General features: G+C 70.8%; 23 protein-coding genes and 1 pseudogene. 12 read left to right on the forward strand and 12 right to left on the reverse strand.

The window, feature by feature from the left end:
• Positions 1-102: 102 nt before the first annotated feature.
• Complete coding sequence (locus OG746_RS03100) at positions 103-1,263, forward strand: threonine aldolase family protein (RefSeq protein WP_266711315.1); 1,161 nt, start codon at positions 103-105, stop codon at positions 1,261-1,263.
• A 72-nt stretch (positions 1,264-1,335) separates the two neighbouring features.
• Here OG746_RS03100 and OG746_RS03105 read toward each other — a convergent pair whose 3' ends face one another.
• Positions 1,336-1,572 (reverse strand): hypothetical protein, encoded by a 237-nt coding sequence (locus tag OG746_RS03105; protein ID WP_266711316.1) that lies wholly within the window; start codon positions 1,570-1,572, stop codon positions 1,336-1,338.
• Positions 1,573-1,749: 177 nt separating this feature from the next.
• On the opposite strand from OG746_RS03105, the gene OG746_RS03110 reads away from it, so the two are divergent.
• On the forward strand, positions 1,750-2,859 hold the full coding sequence (locus tag OG746_RS03110; RefSeq protein WP_266711317.1) for a DUF5937 family protein: 1,110 nt from the start codon (positions 1,750-1,752) through the stop codon (positions 2,857-2,859).
• Between the two features lie 25 nt (positions 2,860-2,884).
• Here the strand turns inward: OG746_RS03110 and OG746_RS03115 are convergent, their stop codons facing one another.
• On the reverse strand, positions 2,885-3,559 hold the full coding sequence (locus OG746_RS03115; protein ID WP_266711318.1) for a response regulator: 675 nt from the start codon (positions 3,557-3,559) through the stop codon (positions 2,885-2,887).
• Between the two features lie 75 nt (positions 3,560-3,634).
• Positions 3,635-4,843 (reverse strand): sensor histidine kinase, encoded by a 1,209-nt coding sequence (locus tag OG746_RS03120; protein WP_266711319.1) that lies wholly within the window; start codon positions 4,841-4,843, stop codon positions 3,635-3,637.
• A 128-nt stretch (positions 4,844-4,971) separates the two neighbouring features.
• On the opposite strand from OG746_RS03120, the gene OG746_RS03125 reads away from it, so the two are divergent.
• Entirely contained in the window at positions 4,972-6,000 is a 1,029-nt protein-coding gene (locus tag OG746_RS03125; protein ID WP_266711320.1) for an SAM-dependent methyltransferase, read from the forward strand.
• On the opposite strand, the gene OG746_RS03130 is transcribed toward OG746_RS03125, so the two are convergent.
• Entirely contained in the window at positions 5,965-7,116 is a 1,152-nt protein-coding gene (locus OG746_RS03130) for an NADH-quinone oxidoreductase subunit D (RefSeq protein WP_266711321.1), read from the reverse strand. The two genes, OG746_RS03125 and OG746_RS03130, sit on opposite strands and share 36 nt — an antisense overlap.
• Positions 7,117-7,147: 31 nt before the next feature.
• Here OG746_RS03130 and OG746_RS03135 point away from each other — a divergent pair, with 31 nt between their 5' ends.
• Both OG746_RS03135 and OG746_RS03140 read left to right on the forward strand, forming a co-directional pair.
• A complete protein-coding gene (locus OG746_RS03135) occupies positions 7,148-7,663 on the forward strand; it encodes a PH domain-containing protein (RefSeq protein WP_266711322.1) in 516 nt (171 codons plus the stop codon).
• The gene (locus OG746_RS03140) at positions 7,660-9,009 is read left to right on the forward strand and encodes a PH domain-containing protein (protein WP_266711323.1); all 1,350 of its coding nucleotides are present in this window, start codon (positions 7,660-7,662) and stop codon (positions 9,007-9,009) included. Before OG746_RS03135 ends, OG746_RS03140 begins: the two co-directional genes overlap by 4 nt.
• Positions 9,010-9,126: 117 nt before the next feature.
• Here OG746_RS03140 and OG746_RS03145 read toward each other — a convergent pair whose 3' ends face one another.
• The 4 genes from OG746_RS03145 to OG746_RS03160 all read right to left on the reverse strand — a co-directional run bounded on the left by OG746_RS03145 (position 9,127) and on the right by OG746_RS03160 (position 12,766).
• Positions 9,127-10,125 (reverse strand): hypothetical protein, encoded by a 999-nt coding sequence (locus OG746_RS03145; protein ID WP_266711324.1) that lies wholly within the window; start codon positions 10,123-10,125, stop codon positions 9,127-9,129.
• Between the two features lie 169 nt (positions 10,126-10,294).
• A complete protein-coding gene (locus OG746_RS03150) occupies positions 10,295-11,263 on the reverse strand; it encodes an ABC transporter substrate-binding protein (RefSeq protein WP_266711325.1) in 969 nt (322 codons plus the stop codon).
• A gap of 88 nt (positions 11,264-11,351) precedes the next feature.
• Positions 11,352-12,020 (reverse strand): ABC transporter permease, encoded by a 669-nt coding sequence (locus OG746_RS03155; RefSeq protein WP_266711326.1) that lies wholly within the window; start codon positions 12,018-12,020, stop codon positions 11,352-11,354.
• Entirely contained in the window at positions 12,017-12,766 is a 750-nt protein-coding gene (locus OG746_RS03160) for an ABC transporter permease (protein ID WP_266711327.1), read from the reverse strand. The genes OG746_RS03155 and OG746_RS03160 overlap by 4 nt, the downstream gene beginning before the upstream one ends.
• A 196-nt stretch (positions 12,767-12,962) precedes the next feature.
• On the opposite strand from OG746_RS03160, the gene OG746_RS03165 reads away from it, so the two are divergent.
• From OG746_RS03165 to OG746_RS03195, 7 genes and pseudogenes are all read left to right on the forward strand, one after another.
• On the forward strand, positions 12,963-14,129 hold the full coding sequence (locus tag OG746_RS03165) for an ABC transporter ATP-binding protein (protein WP_266711328.1): 1,167 nt from the start codon (positions 12,963-12,965) through the stop codon (positions 14,127-14,129).
• A gap of 152 nt (positions 14,130-14,281) precedes the next feature.
• A pseudogene (locus tag OG746_RS03170) lies at positions 14,282-15,217 on the forward strand (phosphatidylglycerol lysyltransferase domain-containing protein); the annotation flags it as partial.
• A gap of 17 nt (positions 15,218-15,234) precedes the next feature.
• Positions 15,235-16,098, forward strand: a complete 864-nt coding sequence (gene folP / locus OG746_RS03175) for a dihydropteroate synthase (protein ID WP_266711329.1) — start codon at positions 15,235-15,237, stop codon at positions 16,096-16,098.
• Positions 16,095-16,616, forward strand: coding sequence for a nuclear transport factor 2 family protein (locus OG746_RS03180; protein ID WP_266711330.1), 522 nt, complete (start codon positions 16,095-16,097; stop codon positions 16,614-16,616). The genes folP and OG746_RS03180 overlap by 4 nt, the downstream gene beginning before the upstream one ends.
• Before the next feature lie 236 nt (positions 16,617-16,852).
• A complete protein-coding gene (gene folB, locus OG746_RS03185) occupies positions 16,853-17,212 on the forward strand; it encodes a dihydroneopterin aldolase (protein WP_266711331.1) in 360 nt (119 codons plus the stop codon).
• Entirely contained in the window at positions 17,209-17,808 is a 600-nt protein-coding gene (folK, locus tag OG746_RS03190) for a 2-amino-4-hydroxy-6-hydroxymethyldihydropteridine diphosphokinase (protein ID WP_266711332.1), read from the forward strand. The genes folB and folK overlap by 4 nt, the downstream gene beginning before the upstream one ends.
• Positions 17,809-17,882: 74 nt before the next feature.
• On the forward strand, positions 17,883-18,365 hold the full coding sequence (locus OG746_RS03195) for a DUF3180 domain-containing protein (protein WP_266718685.1): 483 nt from the start codon (positions 17,883-17,885) through the stop codon (positions 18,363-18,365).
• A 44-nt stretch (positions 18,366-18,409) separates the two neighbouring features.
• Here OG746_RS03195 and folE read toward each other — a convergent pair whose 3' ends face one another.
• From folE to tilS, 4 genes are all read right to left on the reverse strand, one after another.
• On the reverse strand, positions 18,410-19,015 hold the full coding sequence (gene folE, locus OG746_RS03200) for a GTP cyclohydrolase I FolE (protein WP_266711333.1): 606 nt from the start codon (positions 19,013-19,015) through the stop codon (positions 18,410-18,412).
• Between the two features lie 119 nt (positions 19,016-19,134).
• Entirely contained in the window at positions 19,135-21,141 is a 2,007-nt protein-coding gene (gene ftsH, locus OG746_RS03205; RefSeq protein WP_266718687.1) for an ATP-dependent zinc metalloprotease FtsH, read from the reverse strand.
• Positions 21,142-21,364: 223 nt separating this feature from the next.
• Positions 21,365-21,925: a hypoxanthine phosphoribosyltransferase gene (gene hpt, locus OG746_RS03210; RefSeq protein ID WP_266718689.1), complete on the reverse strand. Its 561-nt coding sequence runs from the start codon at positions 21,923-21,925 to the stop codon at positions 21,365-21,367.
• A gap of 43 nt (positions 21,926-21,968) precedes the next feature.
• Positions 21,969-22,967 carry a tRNA lysidine(34) synthetase TilS gene (gene tilS, locus OG746_RS03215; protein ID WP_266711334.1) on the reverse strand — a complete coding sequence of 333 codons (999 nt, stop codon included), beginning with the start codon at positions 22,965-22,967 and terminating at the stop codon, positions 21,969-21,971.
• Between the last annotated feature and the right edge of the window lie 3 nt (positions 22,968-22,970).

A 22,970-nucleotide genomic window follows, 5' to 3' on the forward strand; every position in this document is an offset into this window, starting at 1 on the left:
GGTACCGGACGATTTCTCGTCATGTTAACGCTATCTGTGGGCACCGGGCCCGGCCGTCCACAGGCTGTGGGCAAGCGCACGCGGGTGCGCCATGATCGACAGATGGACGGAACCGCCGAGAACACTGCCACGCCCGAGAAGACGCAGCCGGAACGCCTGATCACCGCGTTGCGGGGCGCCGAGCGCAGGCTGGCAAGCAGGTCGAAGGAGGCCACGCTGGGTGAGCGGTGGGAGAGCCTGTCCGCCGCGGCGGCGGAGGCCGACCTGTCGGGCGACGTCGACATCTACGGGGACGGCGTCGTGGCCGACCTGGAGGCGAGGGTCGCCGCGCTGCTCGGCAAGGAGGCGGCCGCGTTCTTCCCCACCGGCACCATGGCCCAGCAGGTCGCGCTGCGCTGCTGGGCGGGGCGTACCGGCAACTCCACGGTGGCCCTGCACCCGCTGGCGCACCCGGAGGTCCACGAGCGCGAGGCGCTGACCACGGTGGCGGGGCTGCGCACCGTGCACCCCACGCGCGCGGCGCGGCAGATCGACGCCGACGACGTGCACGACATGGGCGAGCCGTTCGGGACGCTGATGCTCGAACTGCCGCTCAGGGACGCCGGGTTCGTGCTGCCCACCTGGGAGGAGCTTGAGGAGGTCTGCGAGGCGGCACGCGCGCGTGACGCCGTGATCCACTTCGACGGGGCCCGCCTGTGGGAGACCACGGTGCACTTCGGGCGCCCGCTGGACGAGATCGCGGAGCTCGCGGACAGCGTCTACGTGTCGTTCTACAAGTCGCTCGGCGGCCTCAGCGGCGCGGTGCTCGCGGGCCCGGAGTCGTTCGTCGGCGAGGCCAGGGCGTGGCGGCACCGCTACGGCGGCCAGGTCTTCCAGCAGTTCCCGCAGGCGATCGCGGCGCTGGCGGGCCTTGAGCGGGAGTTGCCGCGGCTTCCCGAGTACGTGGCGCACGCGCGCGTGGTCGCGCAGGCGCTGCGGGAGGGTTTCGCCGAGGCCGGCGTCGCCGGGGCGCGGGTGTTCCCCGAGGTGCCGCACACGCACCAGTTCCGGGTCTGGCTGCCCTACGACGCCGAGGCGCTCACGGAGGCCGGGATCGCGCAGGCGCAGGAGACGCGGACGGCGTTGTTCGCGCAGTGGTCGGACGAGGGTTCGGTGCCGGGGTTCGCGACCACGGAGGTCACGGTCGCCGGGGCCGGTCTGGAGTGGGGCCCGGACGACGTCCGCGCGGCCGTCGCGGACTTCGTGGGGCGGATCCCCTCGTAGGGGACGGATCCCCTAGTAGGGGGCGGGCTCAGCAACTCGTAGGGGCGGGCTGAGCAACCTGTTGGGGCGGGCTCAGCAACCGGCGGGATGGCCGCGGCGCCCCGAGAAGCGGCGTCCCGACAGCCGGCGGGTCAAGGCCGCCCGGATCCGGCCGCGAGCCGGACGGCCGGCCACGACCGCCTTGAACCGGCGGTAGTCGCGCAACTCCCGGAACGCGGCGACGTCGTTCAGACCGGGCGCCGGCGGGGCCGCATCGCCGCGCTGGGCGGCCCGGTAGAGGTCGATGGCGTACTGCTGGGTGACGCTCATGTCGAACACCTCGCCCTTCATCTCGCTTGTCGCGCTGTGCCCCGGAATCAGCCTGTTTGCTGCTGTTCGGGGCCGATGGGTACGAGATTGCGCCCGGCGTCGCCGCCCGGTCACGTCGATTGACGGGAGTCGTCAATCGACGGCCCGACTGTCAGTGGCGGCGTGCACCATGGGGTCATGAGCGTGAGCATCGACATCACGGGCCTGACGCCCGAGCGCATCGACGTCGTGCCCTCACCCCTGGCCGAGCTGGGCACGGCGCTGCACGCACTGTCGGAGCCCGCCCACCACCCGGGGTTGCAGGGATGGACGACGAGCGTGTCCACGCGCCTGGATCCGTGCCTCGCGGACCGGATGTGCGAGGCGGACTTCCTGTGGCGGACGACGTTCTCGGACGTCTTCATGCCGTTCGCCGGGATACCGGGGCAGCGCACACTGCCGGGTGCCACGCTCGCCGAGGACCTCGACCTGCTCGACAAGCTGTCCGACGAGCAGTTCGTGGACGCCGCCCTGGAGTTCACCTGCCAGCCGTCCTACGGGAGCCCGGACCACAACCGCCTGTCGGACCCGCGCACCCGTGAGCGCGCCCTGGACCTCGCGGCCGCACGCGGGACGCACCAACTGCGGTTCGCCCAGCGGCTCCTGGACGACCCGCCGGCCGTCCGGTCCTGGTTCCGCGAGCTGATGCAGGACTGCGACGAGGCGTTCTTCGCGGACGCGTGGCCCCGCCTGCAGCACCAGTTGGCGGCGGACGCGCGGCACAAGAAGGAGCTGCTGCGCCGCAAGGGCCTGCGGGAGGCGCTCACCTCCATGTCCACGGCGGTCTCGGTGGACGAGGCGGGGCACCGCGTCACCGTCGACAAGCTCGTCGAGGGGCGTACGGCGACGGCGGCGCAGGGCGGCCTCGTCCTGCTGCCGACGAGCCTCGGCTGGCCGCACCTGATGGTGCTGCACCGGCACGGCTGGCAGCCGGTGATCCACTATCCCGTGGCCTCGCCCGGCCTCACCGCACCGCCCTCCGTGGAGCAGCTGACCCGCCGGATGTCGGCGCTCGCCCACCCGACGCGCATGCGCCTGTGCAGGCACCTGGCCCGCGGCGCGTACACGACGAGCGAGCTGGCCGACGCGCACGGCATGTCCGCGCCGGAGATATCCCGGCACCTGTCGGTGCTGAAGAAGGCCGAGCTGATCACGACGCGACGGCGCGGCCGCTATGTGCAGCACCAGTTGGACCTGAGCGTGGTCTCGCGCCTCGGCGGGGACTTCATCGAGGGCGTGCTCCGCTGACCGCCCGGGCCCGGGCGGCCCGGCCTCAGGCCCCGGCGCCGCCGGCCCGGACGAGCCCCGTCTCGTAGGCGAGGACGACGACCTGGACCCGGTCGCGCAGGTCGAGCTTGGTCAGGATGCGGCCCACATGGGTCTTCACCGTGGCCTCGGACAGCACCAGGCGCGCGGCGATCTCGCCGTTCGAGTGCCCCTGGGCGACCAGGACCATGACCTCGCGCTCGCGCTCGGTGAGCCGCTGGAGCCGCTTGTGCTGCGGCTGGTCGGGGCCGCTGGGCAGCATCGGGGCGAACCGGTCGAGCAGGCGCCGGGTCGTGGACGGGGCGACCACCGCGTCGCCGCTGTGCACGGCGCGGATCGCGGTGAGCAGTTCCCCCGGCGGCACGTCCTTGAGCATGAAGCCGGAGGCCCCCGCCCTGAGCCCCGAGAACGCGTACTCGTCGAGGTCGAAGGTGGTCAGGATGAGGACCTTGGGCGGGTCGGTCTCGACGCAGATCCGCCGCGTCGTCTCGACCCCGTCGAGCTTCGGCATGCGGACGTCCATGAGGACCACGTCCACGGAGGTCGAGCGCAGCACCTCCAGCGCCTCGACGCCGTCGCCCGCTTCGGCGACGACCTCCATGTCCGGCTGCGCGGCGAGCACCATCCGGAAGCCGGTGCGCAGCAGCACCTGGTCGTCGACGAGCATGACCTTGATCGACATCGGGCGGTCCTCACTGGTACGTGTCGGTGGACTTGTACGTGTCATCTGTACGCGTCATCGGTGGACTTGTACGTGTCAATGGGCGGGCTTGAGAGGCAGCAGCGCGCTGATACGGAAGCCACCGCCGGGCCGTGGTCCCGCGTCCAGCGTGCCGCCGACCATACCGACGCGCTCGCGCATCCCGATGAGGCCGTGGCCGCGGCCGTCCGGGCCCCCGTCCTCGTACAGCTCGTGCGGGGCGCCCTTGCCGTCGTCCTCGACGAGCAGGCCGAGGCCGTCGTCGAAGTAGACGAGGCGGACGCTGGCGCCCGCGTTCGGACCGGCGTGCTTACGGGTGTTGGTGAGGGCTTCCTGGACGATGCGGTACGCGGTCAGCTCGACGCCGCTGGGCAGCGGGCGCGGGGTGCCCTCCACCCTGAAGTCGACCGGGAGGCCCGCCGTGCGCACCTCGTCGACGAGCTCCTCTATCTGCTCGACGTCGGGCTGCGGAACGTACTCGCCGGCCTCCTCGTGCTCGCCGGTGCGCAGCACGCCGAGCAGCCTGCGCATCTCCGCGAGCGCCTGCCTGCCGGTGCCCGAAATGGTCTCCAGGGCCTTCTTGGCCTGGTCGGGCGCCTGGTCGAGGACGTAGGCGGCGCCGTCGGCCTGCACCACCATCACCGACACGTTGTGCGCGACCACGTCGTGCAACTCGCGTGCGATGCGCGCCCGTTCGGCCGCCACCGCGACCTTCGACTGCGCCTCGCGCTCCTTCTCCAGGCGATTGGCGCGCTCCTCCAGCTGTGCCAGATACGCGCGTCTGGTGCGCAGCGAGTCGCCGAGCACCCAGGCGAGGGCGAACGGCACCATCTGGAAGACCGTGATGAGGATCTGGCCCGTGGTGCTGATGTCGCCGACGGTGGGCCAGCGGAGCTGGGAGAGCGGCGCCGCGAGCAGGCCGCCGATCAGGCCGAGGCGGGACGCCCAGCGCGGGCCGTTCACCGCGCACGTGTAGATGATGACCAGCATCGCGAAGTCCGACGGATTGACCTTCCCGTCGAACACCAGCTGGCCCAGGCCCGCGGCCACCGCGAGCAGCAGCATCTTGTCCGGCATCAGGCGGCGCAGCGCGACCACCACGGACATCAGGCCGGCGCAGACGAGCAGCGCCACCTCGTTCCCGTACGACGCACCGCCGGTCCCGCTGGCGCCCACCATGGTCACGGACATGCCGAAGAGAATCACGGCCCAGAAGCCGTCGACCCACGTCGGGTGTCTGCGGAGGAAGTCGTAGACGCGCTGCACGTAACCCAGAGTAGGTATGCGTGCAGCGCGCAGGGGTCAACCGGAGGGCCGATCCGGACCCGGCGCGCGTACTCCTGAAGGTGGAGACCTCCCACGGCGCATGCGCCCGGCGCACTTAGCCTTCAGGTGTGGAGAACGGACAACAGGGGGCACCGCGCGGGTGGCGCGCGGCCACCGAAGAGGCGCTGTACGGACCGGCCGGCTTCTACCGGAGGCCCGAGGGTCCTGCCGGACATTTCCGCACGTCGGTGCATGCGTCGCCGCTGTTCGCCGGGGCCGTCGCCGAGCTGTTGTGCCGGGTGGACGCGGCCCTCGGCGAACCCGCCGATTTGGCGTTCGTCGACATGGCGGCGGGCCGCGGCGAGCTGGTTTCGCGCGTCCTACAGGTGCTGCCGGAAAAAGTGGCGCTACGCGTGCGTGCCTACGCGGTGGAGAAGGCGGAACCTCCCGCCGGGCTCGACCACCGGATCGAGTGGCGGGCCGAGCCGCCCACCGGTGTCACCGGACTCCTCTTCGCGAACGAGTGGCTCGACAACGTGCCCCTGGAGGTCGTCGAGGCGGACGCGGACGGCACGGCCCGGCTGGTCCTCGTACGCGCGGACGGCACGGAGTCCCTCGACGCGGCGGCACCCCTCGACGAGGCGTCGGCGAGCTGGCTGCGCCGGTGGTGGCCGCTGCCGCCCGAGCCGGGCCTGCGCGCCGAGGTCGGGCTGCCCCGCGACGAGGTCTGGGCGGCGGCCGTACGCACCCTGGAGCGCGGCCTGGCGGTCGCGGTGGACTACGCGCACACGCACGCCTCCCGGCCGCCCTTCGGTACGCTCACGGGCTTTCGCGAGGGCCGGGAGACGACGCCCCTGCCCGACGGCTCCTGCGACATCACGGCGCACGTGGCACTGGACGCGTGCGCGACCGCTCCGGACGCCCGACTCCTCACGCAGCGCGCCGCCCTCCAGGCCCTCGGCGTCACCGCGGGCCGCCCACCGCTGGCCCTCGCCTCGCAGGACCCGGCGGCGTACGTCCGGGCGCTCGCAGGGGCGGGAGAGGCGGCGGAGCTGACCGCGCGGGGCGGGCTCGGCGACTTCGGGTGGCTGGTCGAGCCGGTGGACCTCCCGGCGGACGGCCTACTTGTCGATGTCCCCGACCACGAAGAACAGTGACCCGAGGATCGCCACCATGTCGGCGACGAGCGTCCCCGGAAGCAGCTCGGTCAGCGCCTGGATGTTGTTGTACGAGGCGGAGCGCAGCTTGAGCCGGTACGGCGTCTTCTCGCCCTTGGAGACGAGGTAGTAGCCGTTGATGCCGAGCGGGTTCTCCGTCCACGCGTACGTGTGGCCCTCGGGCGCCTTGAGGACCTTCGGGAGGCGCTGGTTGACCGGACCTTGCGGGAGATCCGCGATCCGGTCGAGGCAGGCGTCGGCGAGGTCGAGCGCGTTGTGCGCCTGCTCCAGGAGGCACTCGAACCGGGCCAGGCAGTCGCCTTCTTGTCGCGTGACGACCTTCAGGGTGTCCTGAAGCTCTCCGTAGGCGAGGTACGGCTCGTCGCGCCTGAGGTCGAAGTCGACGCCGGATGCGCGGGCGATCGGGCCGCTGACTCCGTAGGAGTGCGCGGCCTCGGCGGACAGCCTGCCCACCCCGCGCGTGCGGCCCCGGAAGATCTCGTTGCCGAGGACGAGGTTGTCGTAGACGTCCATGCGGGAGCGCACGCTCGCGACGGCCGCACGCGCGCGGGAGGTCCAGCCGAGCGGCAGGTCCTCCTTGAGGCCGCCGACGCGGTTGAACATGTAGTGCATGCGCCCGCCGGAGACCTCCTCCATGACGTTCTGGAGTTCCTCGCGCTCCCGGAAGGCGTGGAAGACAGGCGTGATTCCACCTAGTTCGAGCGGGTACGAACCCAGGAACATCAGATGGTTGAGCACCCGGTTCAACTCGGCGAGCAGCGTCCGCAGCCACACGGCGCGCTCCGGTACCTCCATGCCCAGCATCCGCTCGACGGCGAGCACGACGCCCAGCTCGTTCGAGAACGCGGACAGCCAGTCGTGGCGGTTGGCGAGCATCACGATCTGTCGGTAGTCGCGCGCTTCGAAGAGCTTCTCCGCACCGCGGTGCATATAGCCGATGACCGGCTCCGCCTGCTGGATCCGCTCGCCATCGAGCACGAGACGCAGGCGCAGCACACCATGGGTGGAGGGGTGCTGCGGACCGATGTTGAGCACCATGTCGGTGCTCTCCGCGGCACCACCGATGCCGACCGTGGCCTGAGTCGTGGGCGTCATGCCGACAGTGTCTCCTACGTAGGGTGGGCGCATGGAAACAGGGGCAACGGGGACTTCGGGCATCGCGGGCACTCCCCCTGAGGCCGAACCCGCGTGGACGGGCCTGCCACCGGGCCTGCTGAAGCTGCGCCGCCTGTTGCTGGTGGTGTGGCTGGTGCCGCTGGCCGCGGCGGCCGGGGCGCTGCTGTGGATCCTCGCGGGGCCGACCTGGGCCGCGTTCGCGCTGCTGCCCCTGGCGGTGCTGCTGTGGGGCTGGGCGATGCTCGGCCGCAACTGGCGCTCGTGGCGGTACGCGGAGCGGGCCGACGACCTGCTGATCACCCGCGGCATCCTGTGGCACCAGGAGACGATCGTGCCGTACGGGCGGATGCAGCTCGTCGAGGTGACATCCGGGCCGCTGGAGCGGAAGTTCGGCTTGGCCAGCCTGCAACTGCACACCGCCGCCGCGGCCACCGACGCGACGATCCCCGGCCTCGTACCCGCGGAGGCCGAGCGGCTGCGCGACCGCCTCACCGAACTCGGCGAGGCCCGATCGGCGGGCCTGTGACGGCCTCCGGCGCCCCCGACGGCGCCCCGGCCCAGGAGCCCGCTCAGGACGTGCGAGAGCGGCGTCTGCACCCCGTCACGCCGCTGCGCCGCGCGTGGGCGCCCATCGCGATCCTGCTCGGCTGGGCCGTCCACGACATGGACCAGGCGCAGCGCCAGCTCGCCAACCTCAGCACCGCCGTGCTCCTGATCGGCATCGGCGTACTGGTTCCGGCGGCCGCCCTGTACGGGTTCCTCACCTGGTGGTTCACGCACTTCGCGGTGACCGACACCGAACTGCGCATCCGTACGGGCCTGTTGTTCCGCCGCACCGCCCACATCCGGCTCGACCGCCTCCAGGCGGTGGATGTCACGCAGCCGCTCCTCGCCCGCTTCGTAGGCGTGGCCAAGCTGAAACTCGACGTAGTAGGAGCCGAAAAGAAGGACGAGCTCGCCTTCTTGGGAGAGCGCGAAGCCGGGAAGCTGCGGGCCGAACTCCTCGCCCGGGCCGCCGGTTTCGCGCCCGAGTCGGCGCAGGACGTGGGCGAGGCGCCGGCGCGGCCGATCCTGCACACGCCCCCGCGGATGCTCGCGGTGGCGCTGCTCCTGACGGGCGCGCCCTGGGCGATGCTGCTCGCCGCGGTCGCCGTCCCGGTGCTCCTGTGGTTCGCCACCCACAACCTGTGGACAGTGATCGCGGTTGCGGTGCCGCTGGTCGGCGGGGCCTTCACCAACAGCGTGGGCCGGTTCATCAAGGAGTACGACTGGACGGTCAGCGAGTCCCAGGACGGGCTGCGCATCGACCACGGGCTGCTCGACCGGGTGCACGAGACGGTGCCGCCGGGGCGGGTGCAGACCGTACGGATCGTCGAGCCGCTGCTGTGGCGGCGCCGCGGCTGGGTCCGCGTCGAGCTGCACGTCGCCGGGTCGTCGAACACCGCGCTCGTCCCCGTGGCGCCGCGCGAGGACGCCGAGGACGTCGTCGCGCGGATCCTGCCGGGGGTCTCGGTGCCGAAGCCGGCCGACTTCGCGGGGGTACCGCGGCGCGGGCGCTGGTGCGTGCCGGTGTGGTGGCGGAGCTACGGAGTGGCGGTCACGGAGACGGTGTTCGCCGCGCGCCACGGGCTGCTGCAGCGCCGTATCTCGCTCGTCCCGCACGCCAAGGTGCAGAGCGTGCGCCTCACTCAGGGGCCCTGGGAGCGGCACTGGCGGGTCGCCGACCTGCACCTCGACACGGGCGCCAACAAGACGGTGACGGCCCGCCTGAGGGACGTGGACGAGGCGTCCGACCTCCTGCGGGCCCAGGCGGACCGGTCCCGCACGGGACGGCGCGACGCGCGGCCGGACCGGTGGATGGCGGGGGCCTGAGAGTTCCTTGACCGGGAGAACGGGTGAGGGGCGAGCCGGCTGCCCGCCGACTCGCCCCTCACTCACTCGATCTCACGCCTGACGTGCCACGCCCGAAGCCTCATGCATGCCTGAGCCTCACGCCTGAAGTGCCGACCTCAGCTCGCCCATGTCGATCTGCTCCGTCTCGTCGTGCGCGGTCAGGTCGATGACCTGCTGCTCGCGCTCGGCTTCTTCGGAGGCTTCGGCTTCTTCGGAGGCTTCGGGGGCTTCCGGGGCCTCGGCGCCTTCAGAGGCTTCGGGGGCCCCGGCGTCGTCGGCGTTGCCGCCGTCTTCGGCCTCGGTCTCCACCTCGGCCGCGACCTCCGCCGCCAGCTCCTCGCCCACGACGTCCGCCAGGTCTTCCCCGCCCTGCAGGGAGCTCCCCGCGCCGAAGAAGTCGAAACCGCCCTGGGGGACCTTCCGCGCGGGTGCCGCGGGTACGACCATCGCGGCGGCAGGCACGGTGAAGTGACCGGCCGCCGCCTCGGACTTCCCCCGGGAATCGGCCTCCTCCGCTGTGTGCGCCGCCGGTTCGGGCCGCGCGAGACGCTTGAGCGCGACATTGGCCTTCCGGTACATCTCCGGGGTCGGCCGGCCCGGCACGGCCGGGGGCACGGGCGGCAGTGCCTTCGCCGGGGAGGCGGCCTCTATCGCGAGCCGGCGCCGGCCCTCGAGCGCGCTGGCCCGCTCCGTCTCCGCGTTCGCATACCGCCGCAGCAGCGCCGCGTGCTCGCCCCGCAGCGCGGCGAGTTCGGCACGCTTCGCCCGCAGCTTGCCCTCCAGGCGGGTGCGCAGCTCACGCGACTCGTCGAGGTCGCCCTCCAGCTCCGCCACGGCCTCCTCGTGCCGCCACCGCTCGCTCGCGGCGCCGCGCGTCAGCTCGGCGACCCGCTTGCCGGCGAGCCGGTCCCAGCGGCGCATCACCACGGCGCCGATCACCGCAGCCGCGGCCGCCGCCGCGGCGACGCCCCGCAGAACGAGCGGATCCTCGGACAGCCAGGCGGCCCCGGCGCAGACGAGAGGCACACCGGCGATCACCGTCGGAGGCAGGAGGCGGTGCAGGGGCGGAGAATGGCGGTGGCGTCCACGTGGCATGGCCAGAAACTTACCGCGCGTAGGCAAATCGCGAAGCCCCGCCCGGCAATATTCGGACACACCCGTCACAGAAACCACCTAACCCCCGTACGGACTGGACCACTTACCGCGGCCGATACCGCTCACCTCTCGCTTCACCTCTCGCTCCGACGACAGGCGCCGATCAAGATCATTTAGCGATGAGGTCCTTGGACTCCAGATACTCCTTCGCGACATCGCCTTCCTTCTGCCGCTCGGCGTCGACCTTCCGGTTCAGCTCGACGAGATCATCGGTCGTGAGCGTCTTCGTCAACTTCCCGAGGGCATCGGCAATCTTCTTGTCGCCCGCATCCTTGGCGTTCACCACCGGAACGATGTTGTCCGCGTTCTGCAGCTTCTTGTCGTCCTTCAGAAGAACGAGCCCGAAGTTCTCCAGCGTGGCGTCGGTCGTGGTCGTCAGGACCAGCTGGTCCGTGCCGTTCTTCACCGCCTGCTTCGACTGCGTGGTGCCGACGCCCTTGGGGTCGATTCCCGTGACATCGATCCCGTACGACTTCTTGAGTCCCGGCGCGCAGAACGGCCGGGTCTCGCATTCGTCACCGGCCGCGATCTTCACCTTCTCGCCCGACTTGCCAAGATCCGAAAGGGTCTTCAACTTGTGCTTCTCGGCAAAGCTCTTGCTCACCGCGAACGCGTTCTGATCGACGGCCTCTCCCGCGTCCAGAACCTTCAGTCCCTGCGGCTCGGCCAGCTTGCGCAGTGCGGTCACCGTGGCATCGACATCGCTCGACGCGACCGGCTTCGCCTTGGACCCGTTCTTCTTCAGGTTGAGGAATTCGGCGAGCGTCGCCGCGTATTCGGGCACCACGTCGATGGCGCCCTTGGCGAGCTGCGGTTCGTAGATCTCGCGGTTCTCCACCGTCTTGACCGACGCGTCGTACCCGGCGTCGGCCAATATCTGCCGGTACAGCTCACCGAGCACCTTGGCCTCGGTGAAACGCGCGGCGCCGATGACGATCTTGCCCTTCCCGCCGCCACCCGACGCGCTCGCATCGTCCTTGCCCTCGAGGCTGTCGCCACCGCCGCACGCGGTCAGCCCCGCGGTCAGCGCACCCACGGTCACGGCCGCCAGGGCCACTCGACGCGTTCTGCTGTTCATCGCTCTCCTCGTCGCACTGCCGGAACTGACAACAAACACAAGCCCTCGCACCCGGGCTCCGGTCCCTGACCCGGCCCCGGTCCCCTGGTCACGCCCGCCTCCGCATGGGATCGAAGGCCCACCCCGCCGCGACGAACAGGCCCTCCGCGGCCAGCGCGAGCGCGGCCACGAGCACCGCCCCGGCGACCACCTGCGGCGTGTCCTGAAGGCTGAACCCCGCCGTGATGATCCGCCCGAGCCCGCCCTCCCCGGCCATCGCCGCCAACGTCGCCGTCGCGATCACCTGCACCGTCGCGGACCGCAGCCCGGTCATCACCAGCGGGTACGCCAGCGGCAGTTCGACGCGGGCGAAGACCTGGCGGCCGCTCATGCCCATGCCGCGCGCGGCCTCCACCACCGACCGGTCGACCTCGCGCATCCCCACGTACGCGTTGGTGAGCAGCGGCGGCACCGCGAACAGCACCAGCGCGATCAGCGTCGGCACATCGCCGTGCCGGCCGAGCGGGGTGAGCGTGAGCAGTACGAGGACGGCCAGCGTCGGTACCGCGCGCCCCACGTTCGAGATGTTGATCGCGAGCGCGCCGCCCTTGCCCTTGTGCCCGAGCCACAGGGCCAGCGGCAGGGCGATCAGGCAGGAGACGGCGAGCGCGACACCGCAGAAGTAGAGGTGCTCGGCGAGGCGGTGCCACACCCCCTTCTCCCCTTGCCAGTTGGCACCCGTGGCCAGCCAGTCGTAGGCCCCCGATATCGCGTTCATGCCACCTTCTCCGGCTCGACGCGCGCCACGTCGTCGCGGCCGCGGAGCCCCCGTATTCGGAACCCGCCCCGGGCGGGCGCCCCCACCCTCGTCCACGGCGTCAGCCAGCGCTGCACGCCGAGCAGCAGCAGGTCCGCCACGATCGCGAGCAGCACGCACAGCACGGACGCGGTGAGCACCTGCGCCTTGAAGTCGCTCTGCAGGCCCCCGACGATCAGCGTGCCGAGCCCGCCGTAGTCCACGATCGAGCCGACTGTCGTCAGCGCCACCGTGGAGACCGTCGCGATCCGCACTCCGGCCAGCATCGCCGGGAGCGCCAGCGGCAGTTCGACCTCCCACAGCAGCCGCAGCGGCCCGTACCCCATCCCGCGCGCGGCCTCCCGCGCCTCCTCCGGGACCGCCTGCAGCCCCGCCAATATGTTCCGCACGAGGATCGTCAGGGAGTACAGCACGAGCCCCGTGACCACCAGCGAGGCCGAGAGCCCGAACAGGGGCAGCAGCAGCGAGAACATCGCGAGCGACGGGATCGAGTAGAGCACCGTGGTCACCCCGAGCACCGGCCCCGCGAAGACGCGTGCGCGCCGGGCGAGGAGCGCGAGCGGCAAGGAGATGAGGACGCCGATCAGCACCGCCGCCGCCGTGATGCCGAGGTGCTGGACGGTCGCGTCGACCAACTCCTGGCTGCGAGTGCGCACATACTCCCCGCACACCCAGTCATTGGCCACCAGGCAGTTCTGCTCGCTCACGCCGGCCACCTCCCCCGATTCCCCGAACGTATGTCAGTCGGCCGCACACCCGCATGCACGTTTCCCGACCGCCAACGACCCTAGCCCGACCCACTGACAATGGCCGAGGCCCGGCCGCCCGACGCAACACGCCGTTCACATGACTGCCGCGCCCGGGCATCCCCAACCGGCCCGCATCCCGGCAGAATGGGGTCCCATGATCCGGTTCGAGCACGTCAGCAAGCGGTACGCGGACGGCACCACCGCCGTCGACGATCTGTCCTTCGAGGTGAACGAGGGCGAACTGGTCACGCTCGTCGGCCCGTCGGGCTGCGGCAAGACCACGACGATGAAGATGGTGAACCGGCTCATCGAGCCCACCGCGGGCCGAATATTTCTCGACGGCGACGACATATCCGGGGTCGACCCGGTCCAACTGCGCCGCCGCATCGGCTATGTGATCCAGCAGGTCGGCCTGTTCCCGCACAAGTCGGTCCTCGACAACACCGCGACCGTGCCGCATCTGCTGGGCGTCAAGCGCGCCAAGGCCCGGGAGCGGGCGGCGGAGTTGCTCGATCTGGTGGGCCTCGACCCGAAGGTTTTCGGCGAGCGCTACCCCGAGCAACTCTCCGGCGGCCAGCGCCAACGGGTGGGTGTGGCAAGGGCGTTGGCGGCCGACCCGCCCGTACTGCTGATGGACGAGCCGTTCGGCGCGGTCGACCCCGTGGTGCGCGAGCACCTGCAGAACGAGTTCCTGCGCCTGCAGCAGACGCTCGGCAAGACCGTCCTGTTCGTCACGCACGACATAGAGGAGGCCGTCCGCCTCGGCGACCGTATCGCCGTCTACGGAGACGGTCGCATCGAGCAGTACGACACCCCGTCGGCGGTCCTCGGCACGCCCGCCACCGACTACGTGGCCGACTTCGTGGGCGCCGACCGCGGGCTCAAGCGCCTCTCGGTGACGCCCATCGAGGAGGGCGACCTGGAGCAACCGCCCGTCGTGCACCTCGACGACCCGCTGCCCAGGGAGCTCGACGCCCGCTGGGCCGTCGTCCTGGACAACGACAACAACCTGCACGGCTGGATCTCCGCCGAGCACGCGCGCGTGGCCGCGAACAAGGGCGACACCGTGCGCGACCACGCGCGCCGCATGGAGGCCTGGCTGCCCGTGGGCGCCCCGCTCAAGCAGGCGTTCGCGACGATGCTCCAGCACGACGCGGGCTGGATCGCGGTCATCGACGAGCACAGCGAGGGCCGCTTCCTCGGCGTGCTGACCCCGGCCCGGCTGCACGAGGCGCTGCGCCGCTCCACGGCCGCGGACGCGCGGGACATCACGCGCGCGGAGGTCGAACTGGAGACCGTGGACCCACTCCTCCCCCAGTGAAGCCCCACAGGCAGTGAAACCCCGTCGGGGTTCGCCGTTCACGAGTGAACCCCGGTCGCTCCGCTTCCGTCCTACAGGTCGTACGTCACGGATGCGGCATTCGCACCGTGTTCATATGTCTCGCGGGGCGAGCGGCACGAGGAGGCGCGGGGATGCGGCGGATCGCGGGCGCCTGCCTCCTGGCCGGCGGCACGGACATCGCGGCAGGCGTCCTGCCACGGTTCGCACGCGACAGGACGGGCTCCGTCACGGAGGCACTGCCGGGCACGTACGGCCCGTACGCCGCGGCACTGGCGCTCGGCAGCGGCGTGCTACTCGTCCTGCTCGCGCACATGCTGCGGCGCCGCAAGCGACGGGCCTGGTGGGCGGTGCTCGTGCTGCTGCCGCTCGGCGCCGCCGGGCAGTTCGTGTACCGGGACTCGCCCGTGGGGGTCGTCGGCATCGCCCTGGCCCTGGTGCCGCTGTGGCTCCTGATATGCGACCGGAAGCAGTTCGACGCGCCGCCCGACCCACGCGGCCGTTGGCACGCCCTGTCCAACTTCGTTCTCCTGGGCGCCGGTTCACTGCTGATCGGCCTCGCCGTCGTCAGCGCGCACCCGGAGCGGCTCGTCGGCGCCCCGAGCCTCGTGGACCGCCTGGAGCACGTCCTGTGCGGTCTGCTCGGCATGGAGGGGCCGCTCGTCTACGTAGGCGGCACGGCGCACACGGTCGCCCTCTCGCTCGGCACCCTCGGCCTGGTCACCGCGCTGACCACGCTCTACCTCGCGTTCCGCCCCGAGGACCCGGCCGCCCGTGACAAGGGGATCGTCTTCTCGCCCAGCGGCAAGGCGGCGGTCCGCTACCGGGTCGTGTCGGGCGTGATGCTGGCCAAGGGCGACCCCATGGGCGACGTAGAGGCGTGGCCGGGAGCCATGGAGCGCTTCATGGACGAGGCCCGGACCCACTCCTGGACGCCGGCCGTCATGGGCTGCTCCGAGACGGGGGGCGCGGTCTGGACCCGCGAGACCGGCCTCGCCGCGCGGCCCCGCCGCGAAAGGGGCGGCACCTTCGCCGGCCGCCAAAGCCGCGAGATCCCGCCCGCCGTGAAGGGCCTAGGCTTGAGGCCATGAGCACGTCGCAGGTCCGCCGGGGCCACGTAGCCAACCTCCCCGTTTGGGACCGCTGCGCGGTCATGGGTGTCGTCAATGTGACGCCGGATTCGTTCTCGGACGGCGGCCGCTGGTTCGACACGACCGCCGCGATCAAGCACGGCCTCGACCTGGTCGGCGAGGGCGCCGACCTCGTGGACGTCGGCGGCGAGTCCACCCGTCCGGGCGCCAGCCGCGTCGACGAGGACGAGGAGCTCAGGCGCGTCATCCCCGTCGTACGAGGGCTCGCCTCCGAAGGCGTGACGATCTCGGTCGACACCATGCGGGCCTCCGTCGCCGAGCAGTCCCTCGCCGCGGGCGCCTCCCTGGTCAACGACGTGAGCGGCGGCCTCTCCGACCCGGAGATGGTCCCGGTCGTCGCCGCCACGGGAGCGCCCTTCGTCGTGATGCACTGGCGCGGCCTCCTGGAGGGCACCAATGTGCCCGGCACCTACGAGGACGTCGTCTCCGAAGTCGTGAACGAGCTCCACGCGCGCGTGGAGGCCGCCCTCGAGGGCGGCATCGCCCCCGACCGCATCGTCCTCGACCCGGGCCTCGGCTTCTCCAAGAACGCCGAGCACGACCTCTCCCTGCTCGCCCATCTCGACCGGCTGCACGCGCTCGGCCACCCGGTTCTCGTCGCGGCCTCCCGCAAGCGGTTCCTCGGCCACGTCCTCGCCGGTGAGCAGGGCGCCCCGCCGCCCGCCCGTGAGCGCGACGCCGCCACCGCCGCCGTCTCCGCGCTGGCCGCGCAGGCGGGCGCCTGGGCCGTACGCGTCCACGAGGTGCGGGCCACCGCCGACGCCGTCCGCGTGGCACGCGCGGTCGAAGGAGCCCAGTGACCGAGGCCGACGTCCAAGCCGTCGACACCGCCAACCGCACCTACTACGAAGCCGTCGAACGCGGCGCCTTCGAAGAACTCACCGCCCTGTGGCTCGCCCCCGAAGACGTCGAGTACGCCGAGGACGCCGACCCGGACGAGGCCGAGGACACCTCCGTCAGCTGCGTGCACCCCGGCTGGCCGGTGCTCACGGGCCGGGGCGAGGTGCTCCGCTCGTATGCGCTGATCATGGCGAACACGGAGTACATCCAGTTCTTCCTGACCGACGTGCAGATCAGCGTCGTCGCCGACACCGCCCTGGTGACCTGCACGGAGAACATCCTCAGCGGCGGCCCCGCCCCCAAGGAGGGCGACGAGCTCGGCCCGCTCGTCGGCCAGCGCGTCGTCGCCACCAACGTGTTCCGGCGCACCCGCGAGGGCTGGAAGATCTGGTCGCACCACGCCTCCCCCGTGCTCGCCGACGCGGACGACGAATCCGATGAGATGGACAAGGGGGACGACGGCGGATCACCCGCCTGAGTGGGTAGGCGCCCTCACAGAGCACGAAACCCGGATGCGAGATTGCGCTCCTGACCGCCTGGGTATGGGCGGCTACCAGCAGAGAGCGCACCGTGGGGCGGGTGTGCCGGGTGGGATCAGTCATAGCCCCCGCGGGCCGGTGGTGTCAGTGCTCGCAGGTAGATTCGATCGAGGCCGGGACATCGACCGCACATCGATGCGTCCGGCCTTCAACGACGACTGCAGGAGTGATTCGCGTGGATCGTGTCGCGCTGCGCGGCCTCAAGGCCCGTGGGCACCATGGCGTCTTCCCCAAGGAACGCGAGGAAGGCCAGACCTTCATCGTGGACCTGGTGCTCGGCCTGGACACGCGAGCGGCCGCGGCCGACGACGACCTGGCGAAGACCGTGCACTACGGCATCGTGGCGGAGGAGGTCGTGGCCGTTGTCGCGGGCGACCCCGTGGATCTCATCGAGACACTCGCCGAGCGCATCGCCCAGACATGCCTGAAGCACGAAGGCGTCCAGGAGGTCGAGGTCTGCGTCCACAAGCCGGACGCGCCGATCACCGTGCCCTTCGACGACGTGACCGTCACCATCATCCGGAGCCGAGTATGAACAACACTCCGTTCGACCCGACCGTCCAGCCGGTGCCGACCTCCGTGGTGGAGCAGGTCGACGCCGCCGACACCACGCTCTCCAACCCCAAGCGCGCCGTGATCTCCCTCGGCGCGAACCTGGGCAACCGCCTTGAGACCCTCCAGGGCGCAGTCGACGCCTTGGAGGACACCCCCGGCGTCCGCGTCAAAGCCGTCTCGCCCGTCTACGAGACGGAGCCCTGGGGCGTCGCCCCGGAGAGCCAGCCCTCGTACTTCAACGCCGTCGTCGTCCTGAAGACGACGCTGCCGCCGTCCTCGCTCCTGGAGCGCGCGCACGCGGTCGAGGAGGCCTTCCACCGGGTACGGGACGAGCGCTGGGGCTCCCGCACCATCGACGTCGACATCGTCGCGTACGCCGATGAGGTCTCGGACGACCCGTACCTCACGCTCCCCCACCCGCGGGCCCACGAGCGGGCCTTCGTGCTCGTCCCCTGGCACGACGTGGAGCCGGAGGCCCAGCTTCCGGGGCACGGTGCGGTCGCCCAGCTGCTCGACGACGTGACCCGCGCGGGCGTCGCGGCACGCGCCGACCTGGAACTCCACCTCCCCGACTAATCGTTAGGGTCTACCGGACACGGTTTACGGCCACTGGAATCAGGGCCATGACGGACGAGGGGCGACCAACCGGGATGAAGCAACTGCGCATCAGGACGTTGGTCGGCCTCTTCGCCGTCGCCGGAGTGCTGTCCTGGGCGGGCGCCCGCCTGTGGGACTCGCTCGGCACGCTGCCGAAGGTCCCGCTGGCCGCACCCATCGTGCTCGCCGTGATCGCCGTCGTGCTGCTCGCGACGGCCCTGTCCATCCGCTCCCGGCTGCGTGCACAGCGTGAGCGCCGCCCCGAGGCCAAGGGCGTCGACCCCATGATGGCGGCGCGCGCCCTGGTCTTCGGCCAGGCCAGCGCCCTGGTCGCGGCGCTCGTGGCCGGCATGTACGGCGGCACCGGCGTCTTCCTGCTGGAGTCCCTGGACGTCCCGGCCCGCCGCGACCAGGCGATCTACGCCGGACTCTCGGTGCTCGCCGGAATCGGCGTCGTCGCGGCGGCCATGTTCCTGGAGCGCATCTGCAAGCTCCCGGAGGACGAGGACCCCGAGCAGGCGGCACCGGCCGCCTAGGTCCCGCCGCACGCCCCGGAATCGCGCATCAGCGCATCAGCGCATCAGCGCCCGATGATCAGGCTCATCGCCTCGCTGCGGGTGGCGGAGTCGCGCAGCTGACCGCGCACCGCCGACGTGATCGTCTTCGCGCCGGGCTTGCGCACCCCGCGCATCGACATGCACATGTGCTCGCACTCCACGACAACGATCACGCCGCGCGGCTCCAGGATCTCCATCAGGGAGTCCGCGATCTGCGTCGTCAGACGCTCCTGGACCTGCGGACGGCGGGCGTACACGTCGACCAGCCGGGCCAGCTTCGACAGGCCCGTGATCTTGCCGTCGGAGGACGGGATGTAGCCGACGTGGGCGACCCCGACGAAGGGGACCAGATGGTGCTCGCAGCTGCTCTGCACCTCGATGTCCTTCACCAGGACCATCTCGTCGTGCCCCAGGTCGAACGTCGTCGTCAGGACGTCCTCGGGCTGCTGCCACAGGCCCGCGAATATCTCCCTGTACGCGCGGGCGACCCGCCCCGGCGTCTCCCGCAGGCCCTCGCGGTCCGGGTCCTCGCCGACCGCGATGAGCAGCTCACGCACGGCGTTCTCGGCCCGCTTCTCGTCGAACTCGCCGATCGAGCCCTCGCCGTCCAGCGTCACCGGGTCGGTCATCAGGTGCCTCTTTCTCTACTTACATCCCGCGCGGCAGCGCAAAGGCCGCGTCCCCCACACCGTAAAGCGTGGGGGACGCGGCCTGCATTCCGGGTCTGGCCTGCCCAATGAGGGCGGGGTCAGCTCTCGGGGCGCTCTTCCTTCACCGTGTCCACCGGGGTGGTGGACTCGATGGCGGGCGCCGCCCCGTTCGTCAGTGAGAGCTCCTTGGGGGAGAGCACCGGCGGGCGGGTCGAGGGGGTGCGGCGGTTGGAGCCGGTCCACGCGGGGCGGGCCGGGCGCTTCACGATCGGAGCGAAGATCTCTGCGATCTGCTCCTTGTTCAGCGTCTCCTTCTCGAGCAGCGCGAGGACCAGGTTGTCGAGAACGTCGCGGTTCTCGACGAGGATCTCCCAGGCCTCGTTGTGCGCCGTCTCGATGAGCTTCTTGACCTCTTCGTCGACGAGCGCGGCGACCTCTTCCGAGTAGTCGCGCTGGTGACCCATCTCGCGGCCCAGGAAGGGCTCCGAGTTGTCGCCGCCGAACTTGATCGCGCCGAGCCGCTCCGTCATGCCGTACTGCGTGACCATCGCGCGGGCCGTACCTGTGGCCTTCTCGATGTCGTTCGCAGCGCCCGTCGTCGGGTCGTGGAAGACGAGCTCCTCGGCCGCGCGCCCGCCCAGCATGTAGGCGAGCTGGTCAAGCATCTCGTTGCGCGTGGTCGAGTACTTGTCCTCCTCCGGGAGCACCATCGTGTACCCGAGCGCGCGGCCGCGGGACAGGATCGTGATCTTGTGGACCGGGTCGGAGTTCGGCGAGGCCGCCGCGACCAGGGCGTGACCGCCCTCGTGGTACGCGGTGATCTTCTTTTCCTTGTCCGACATGATCCGGGTCCGCTTCTGCGGGCCCGCGACCACACGGTCGATCGCCTCGTCGAGCATGAGGTTGTCGATCAGCTTCCGGTTCGAGCGGGCCGTAAGGAGCGCGGCCTCGTTCAACACGTTGGAGAGATCGGCACCGGTGAAGCCCGGCGTACGGCGGGCGACGGCCGACAGGTCGACGTCCGGAGCGACCGGCTTGCCCTTCTGGTGAACCTTGAGGATCTCCAGACGGCCCTGCATGTCCGGACGGTCGACCGCGATCTGGCGGTCGAAACGGCCGGGACGCAGCAGCGCCGGGTCGAGGATGTCGGGCCGGTTCGTGGCGGCGATCAGGATGACGCCGCCCTTCACGTCGAAGCCGTCCATCTCGACGAGCAGCTGGTTGAGCGTCTGCTCGCGCTCGTCGTGTCCACCGCCGAGTCCGGCACCACGGTGCCGGCCGACCGCGTCGATCTCGTCGACGAAGACGATCGCCGGAGCGTTCGCCTTGGCCTGCTCGAAGAGGTCACGGACACGGGAGGCACCGACACCGACGAACATCTCGACGAAGTCGGAACCGGAGATCGAGTAGAACGGGACGCCCGCCTCACCCGCGACAGCGCGCGCGAGCAGGGTCTTGCCCGTTCCGGGCGGGCCGTACAGGAGTACGCCCTTGGGAATCTTGGCGCCGACAGCCTGGAACTTGGCCGGTTCCTGGAGGAACTCCTTGATCTCGTGGAGCTCCTCGACGGCCTCGTCGCTGCCGGCGACGTCGGAGAACGTCGTCTTGGGGGTGTCCTTGGTGATGAGCTTGGCCTTGGACTTCCCGAACTGCATGACTCGGGAGCCGCCGCCCTGCATCTGGTTCATCAGGAACAAGAACACGACGACGATGAGAACGAAGGGCAGCAGCGAGAGCAGGATGCCCACGAAGGGGTTCTGCTTCGACGGCGAGACGGTGTACCCGTCCGGAATCTGCTTGTCCTCGAACTTGGCCTGGAGACTCTTGGCCACGTCGACGCCCTGGTCGCCGATGTAGCTGGCCTGGATCTTGGTCGAGCCGTCGACCTTTTGGCCGTCCTTCAGCTCGACCTTGATTGTGCTCTCATCGCCGGTGGTCAGCTTGGCCGACTCCACCTTGTTGTCGTTGATGGCCTGAATTACCTGGCCGGTGTCCACCGTCTTGTAGCCGCCGGACGAACCGACGACCTGCATCAACACGACCACGGCAAGGACGGCCAGCACGATCCACATGACCGGCCCACGGAAGTATCGCTTCACGTCCATCCATACGGAGCGGTGCCGCCCCGTCCCTCCTGCCATAGTGAGTTTGATAAGGCTGTTTGGAGCTCTTGGTGCTGTTGTAGCTGTTTGAAGAACTGTTCTTCGGACGGTACCCCAGCATTGTCACCCGAAGCCGCAGGGGACAACCGGGAATCTGCCCTTCGCATGCTCCAACGGCGGGAAACCCGCGAGGGTTCCCGTCCCCGCGATCAGGGCTGACGATTCCTCAGCCGCCGTAGACGTGCGGCGCGAGGGTGCCGACGAACGGCAGGTTCCGGTACTTCTCCGCGTAGTCCAGGCCGTAACCGACCACGAACTCGTTCGGGATGTCGAAGCCGACCCACTTCACGTCGATGTCGACCTTGGCCGCCTCCGGCTTGCGCAGCAGCGTGCACACCTCGAGGGAGGCGGGCTCGCGCGAGCCGAGGTTGGTGAGCAGCCAGGACAGCGTCAGACCGGAGTCGATGATGTCCTCGACGATCAGGACGTGCTTGTCCTTGATGTCGGTGTCGAGGTCCTTGAGGATCCGCACGACGCCGGAGGACTGGGTGCCCGAGCCGTACGAGGACACCGCCATCCAGTCCATGGTGAGCGGGGTGGACAGGGCGCGAGCCAGGTCCGCCATGACCATCACGGCGCCCTTGAGCACCCCGACGATCAGCAGGTCCTTGCCCGCGTACTCCGCGTCGACCTTCGCGGCCAGCTCGGCCAGCTTCGCGTCGATCTCTTCCTTGGTGATGAGCACCGACTGAAGGTCGGTGCCCATGTCTTTCGCGTCCACCCGCATCACTTTCGGTCGTCCCACCGGCCGCCGCGACGTGACCGTCGAGTCAGCCTTGCCGGATGACCAGTCTGCCACCCTGCCGCTGAGCGAGAACTTTGCCCGGCAGATTGATCTCTCCCTGGCCCCGCCACCCCGTGATCAGGCGGTCGACCTCCTCGATGTGCCGGGCGAACAGCGCACCGGCGGGGGCGCCCGCCTCGATGGCCGTCCTGCGCAGGATTCTGCGGCGCACGGCGGGCGGCAGAGCGTAGAGCTTGGCGCATTCGAGGAGTCCGGCCGCGTCCCGTACGGACTCGGCGGCGTCACGGGCCCAGGTGTCGAGCGCGTCGGCGTCGTCGCGCGACAGCTGGGCCGTACGGGCGAGAGCCTCGACGACGCCCTTGCCGAGCGCCTTCTCCAGGGCGGGCAGGCCCTCGTGCCGGAGCCTGGACCTGGTGTACGCCGGGTCGGTGTTGTGCGGGTCGTCCCAGACGGGCAGGTGCTGGACGAGGCAGGCCTTGCGGGCGGTCTGCCGGTCGAGCGTGAGGAAGGGGCGTCGGTAGCGGCCGCCGGTCCCCGACATGGCGGCCATCCCGGACAGGGAGCGGATGCCGGAGCCGCGGGCGAGACCGAGCAGGACCGTCTCGGCCTGGTCGTCGCGGGTGTGGCCGAGCAGGACGGCGGCGGCGCCGTGGGTCTCCGCGGCGGCGTCGAGGGCGGCGTAGCGGGCGTCGCGGGCGGCCGCTTCGGGGCCTCCGTCACGGCCCACGTCGACGGCGACGGACTCGACGGGCTTCAGGCCGAGGGCGGCCAGGCGCAGAACGACGTCCTCGGCGCGGGCGTCGGAGCCGGGCTGCAGGCCGTGGTCGACGGTGATGCCACCGGCGCGGATGCCGAGTTTGGGGGCCTCGAAGGCGAGGGCGGAGGCGAGGGCCATGGAGTCGGCTCCGCCGGAGCAGGCGACGAGCACCACGGGCTCGGCATCCGGATGGGAGTCGTTGAGGATGTCGTGGAGGACGCGGCGGACCGCCAGGCGTATCGCCGCGACCGCAGGATGGGGACCCATGTC

Source organism: Streptomyces sp. NBC_01016, assembly GCF_026341035.1.
Taxonomy (GTDB): domain Bacteria; phylum Actinomycetota; class Actinomycetes; order Streptomycetales; family Streptomycetaceae; genus Streptomyces.

Bases quoted from the DNA above. Each gene is read 5' to 3' on its own strand.
- OG746_RS03150 (WP_266711325.1), bottom strand. From the start codon at position 11,263: ATGAACAGCAGAACGCGTCGAGTGGCCCTGGCGGCCGTGACCGTGGGT.
- tilS (WP_266711334.1), bottom strand. From the start codon at position 22,967: ATGGGTCCCCATCCTGCGGTCGCGGCGATACGCCTGGCGGTCCGCCGC.
- OG746_RS03100 (WP_266711315.1), top strand. From the start codon at position 103: ATGGACGGAACCGCCGAGAACACTGCCACGCCCGAGAAGACGCAGCCG.
- OG746_RS03105 (WP_266711316.1), bottom strand. From the start codon at position 1,572: ATGAGCGTCACCCAGCAGTACGCCATCGACCTCTACCGGGCCGCCCAG.
- folK (WP_266711332.1), top strand. From the start codon at position 17,209: ATGAACAACACTCCGTTCGACCCGACCGTCCAGCCGGTGCCGACCTCC.
- OG746_RS03155 (WP_266711326.1), bottom strand. From the start codon at position 12,020: ATGAACGCGATATCGGGGGCCTACGACTGGCTGGCCACGGGTGCCAAC.
- OG746_RS03195 (WP_266718685.1), top strand. From the start codon at position 17,883: ATGAAGCAACTGCGCATCAGGACGTTGGTCGGCCTCTTCGCCGTCGCC.
- OG746_RS03135 (WP_266711322.1), top strand. From the start codon at position 7,148: ATGGAAACAGGGGCAACGGGGACTTCGGGCATCGCGGGCACTCCCCCT.
- OG746_RS03115 (WP_266711318.1), bottom strand. From the start codon at position 3,559: ATGTCGATCAAGGTCATGCTCGTCGACGACCAGGTGCTGCTGCGCACC.
- hpt (WP_266718689.1), bottom strand. From the start codon at position 21,925: ATGCGGGTGGACGCGAAAGACATGGGCACCGACCTTCAGTCGGTGCTC.
- OG746_RS03145 (WP_266711324.1), bottom strand. From the start codon at position 10,125: ATGCCACGTGGACGCCACCGCCATTCTCCGCCCCTGCACCGCCTCCTG.
- OG746_RS03165 (WP_266711328.1), top strand. From the start codon at position 12,963: ATGATCCGGTTCGAGCACGTCAGCAAGCGGTACGCGGACGGCACCACC.
- folP (WP_266711329.1), top strand. From the start codon at position 15,235: ATGAGCACGTCGCAGGTCCGCCGGGGCCACGTAGCCAACCTCCCCGTT.
- OG746_RS03110 (WP_266711317.1), top strand. From the start codon at position 1,750: ATGAGCGTGAGCATCGACATCACGGGCCTGACGCCCGAGCGCATCGAC.
- folE (WP_266711333.1), bottom strand. From the start codon at position 19,015: ATGACCGACCCGGTGACGCTGGACGGCGAGGGCTCGATCGGCGAGTTC.
- ftsH (WP_266718687.1), bottom strand. From the start codon at position 21,141: ATGGACGTGAAGCGATACTTCCGTGGGCCGGTCATGTGGATCGTGCTG.
- OG746_RS03130 (WP_266711321.1), bottom strand. From the start codon at position 7,116: ATGACGCCCACGACTCAGGCCACGGTCGGCATCGGTGGTGCCGCGGAG.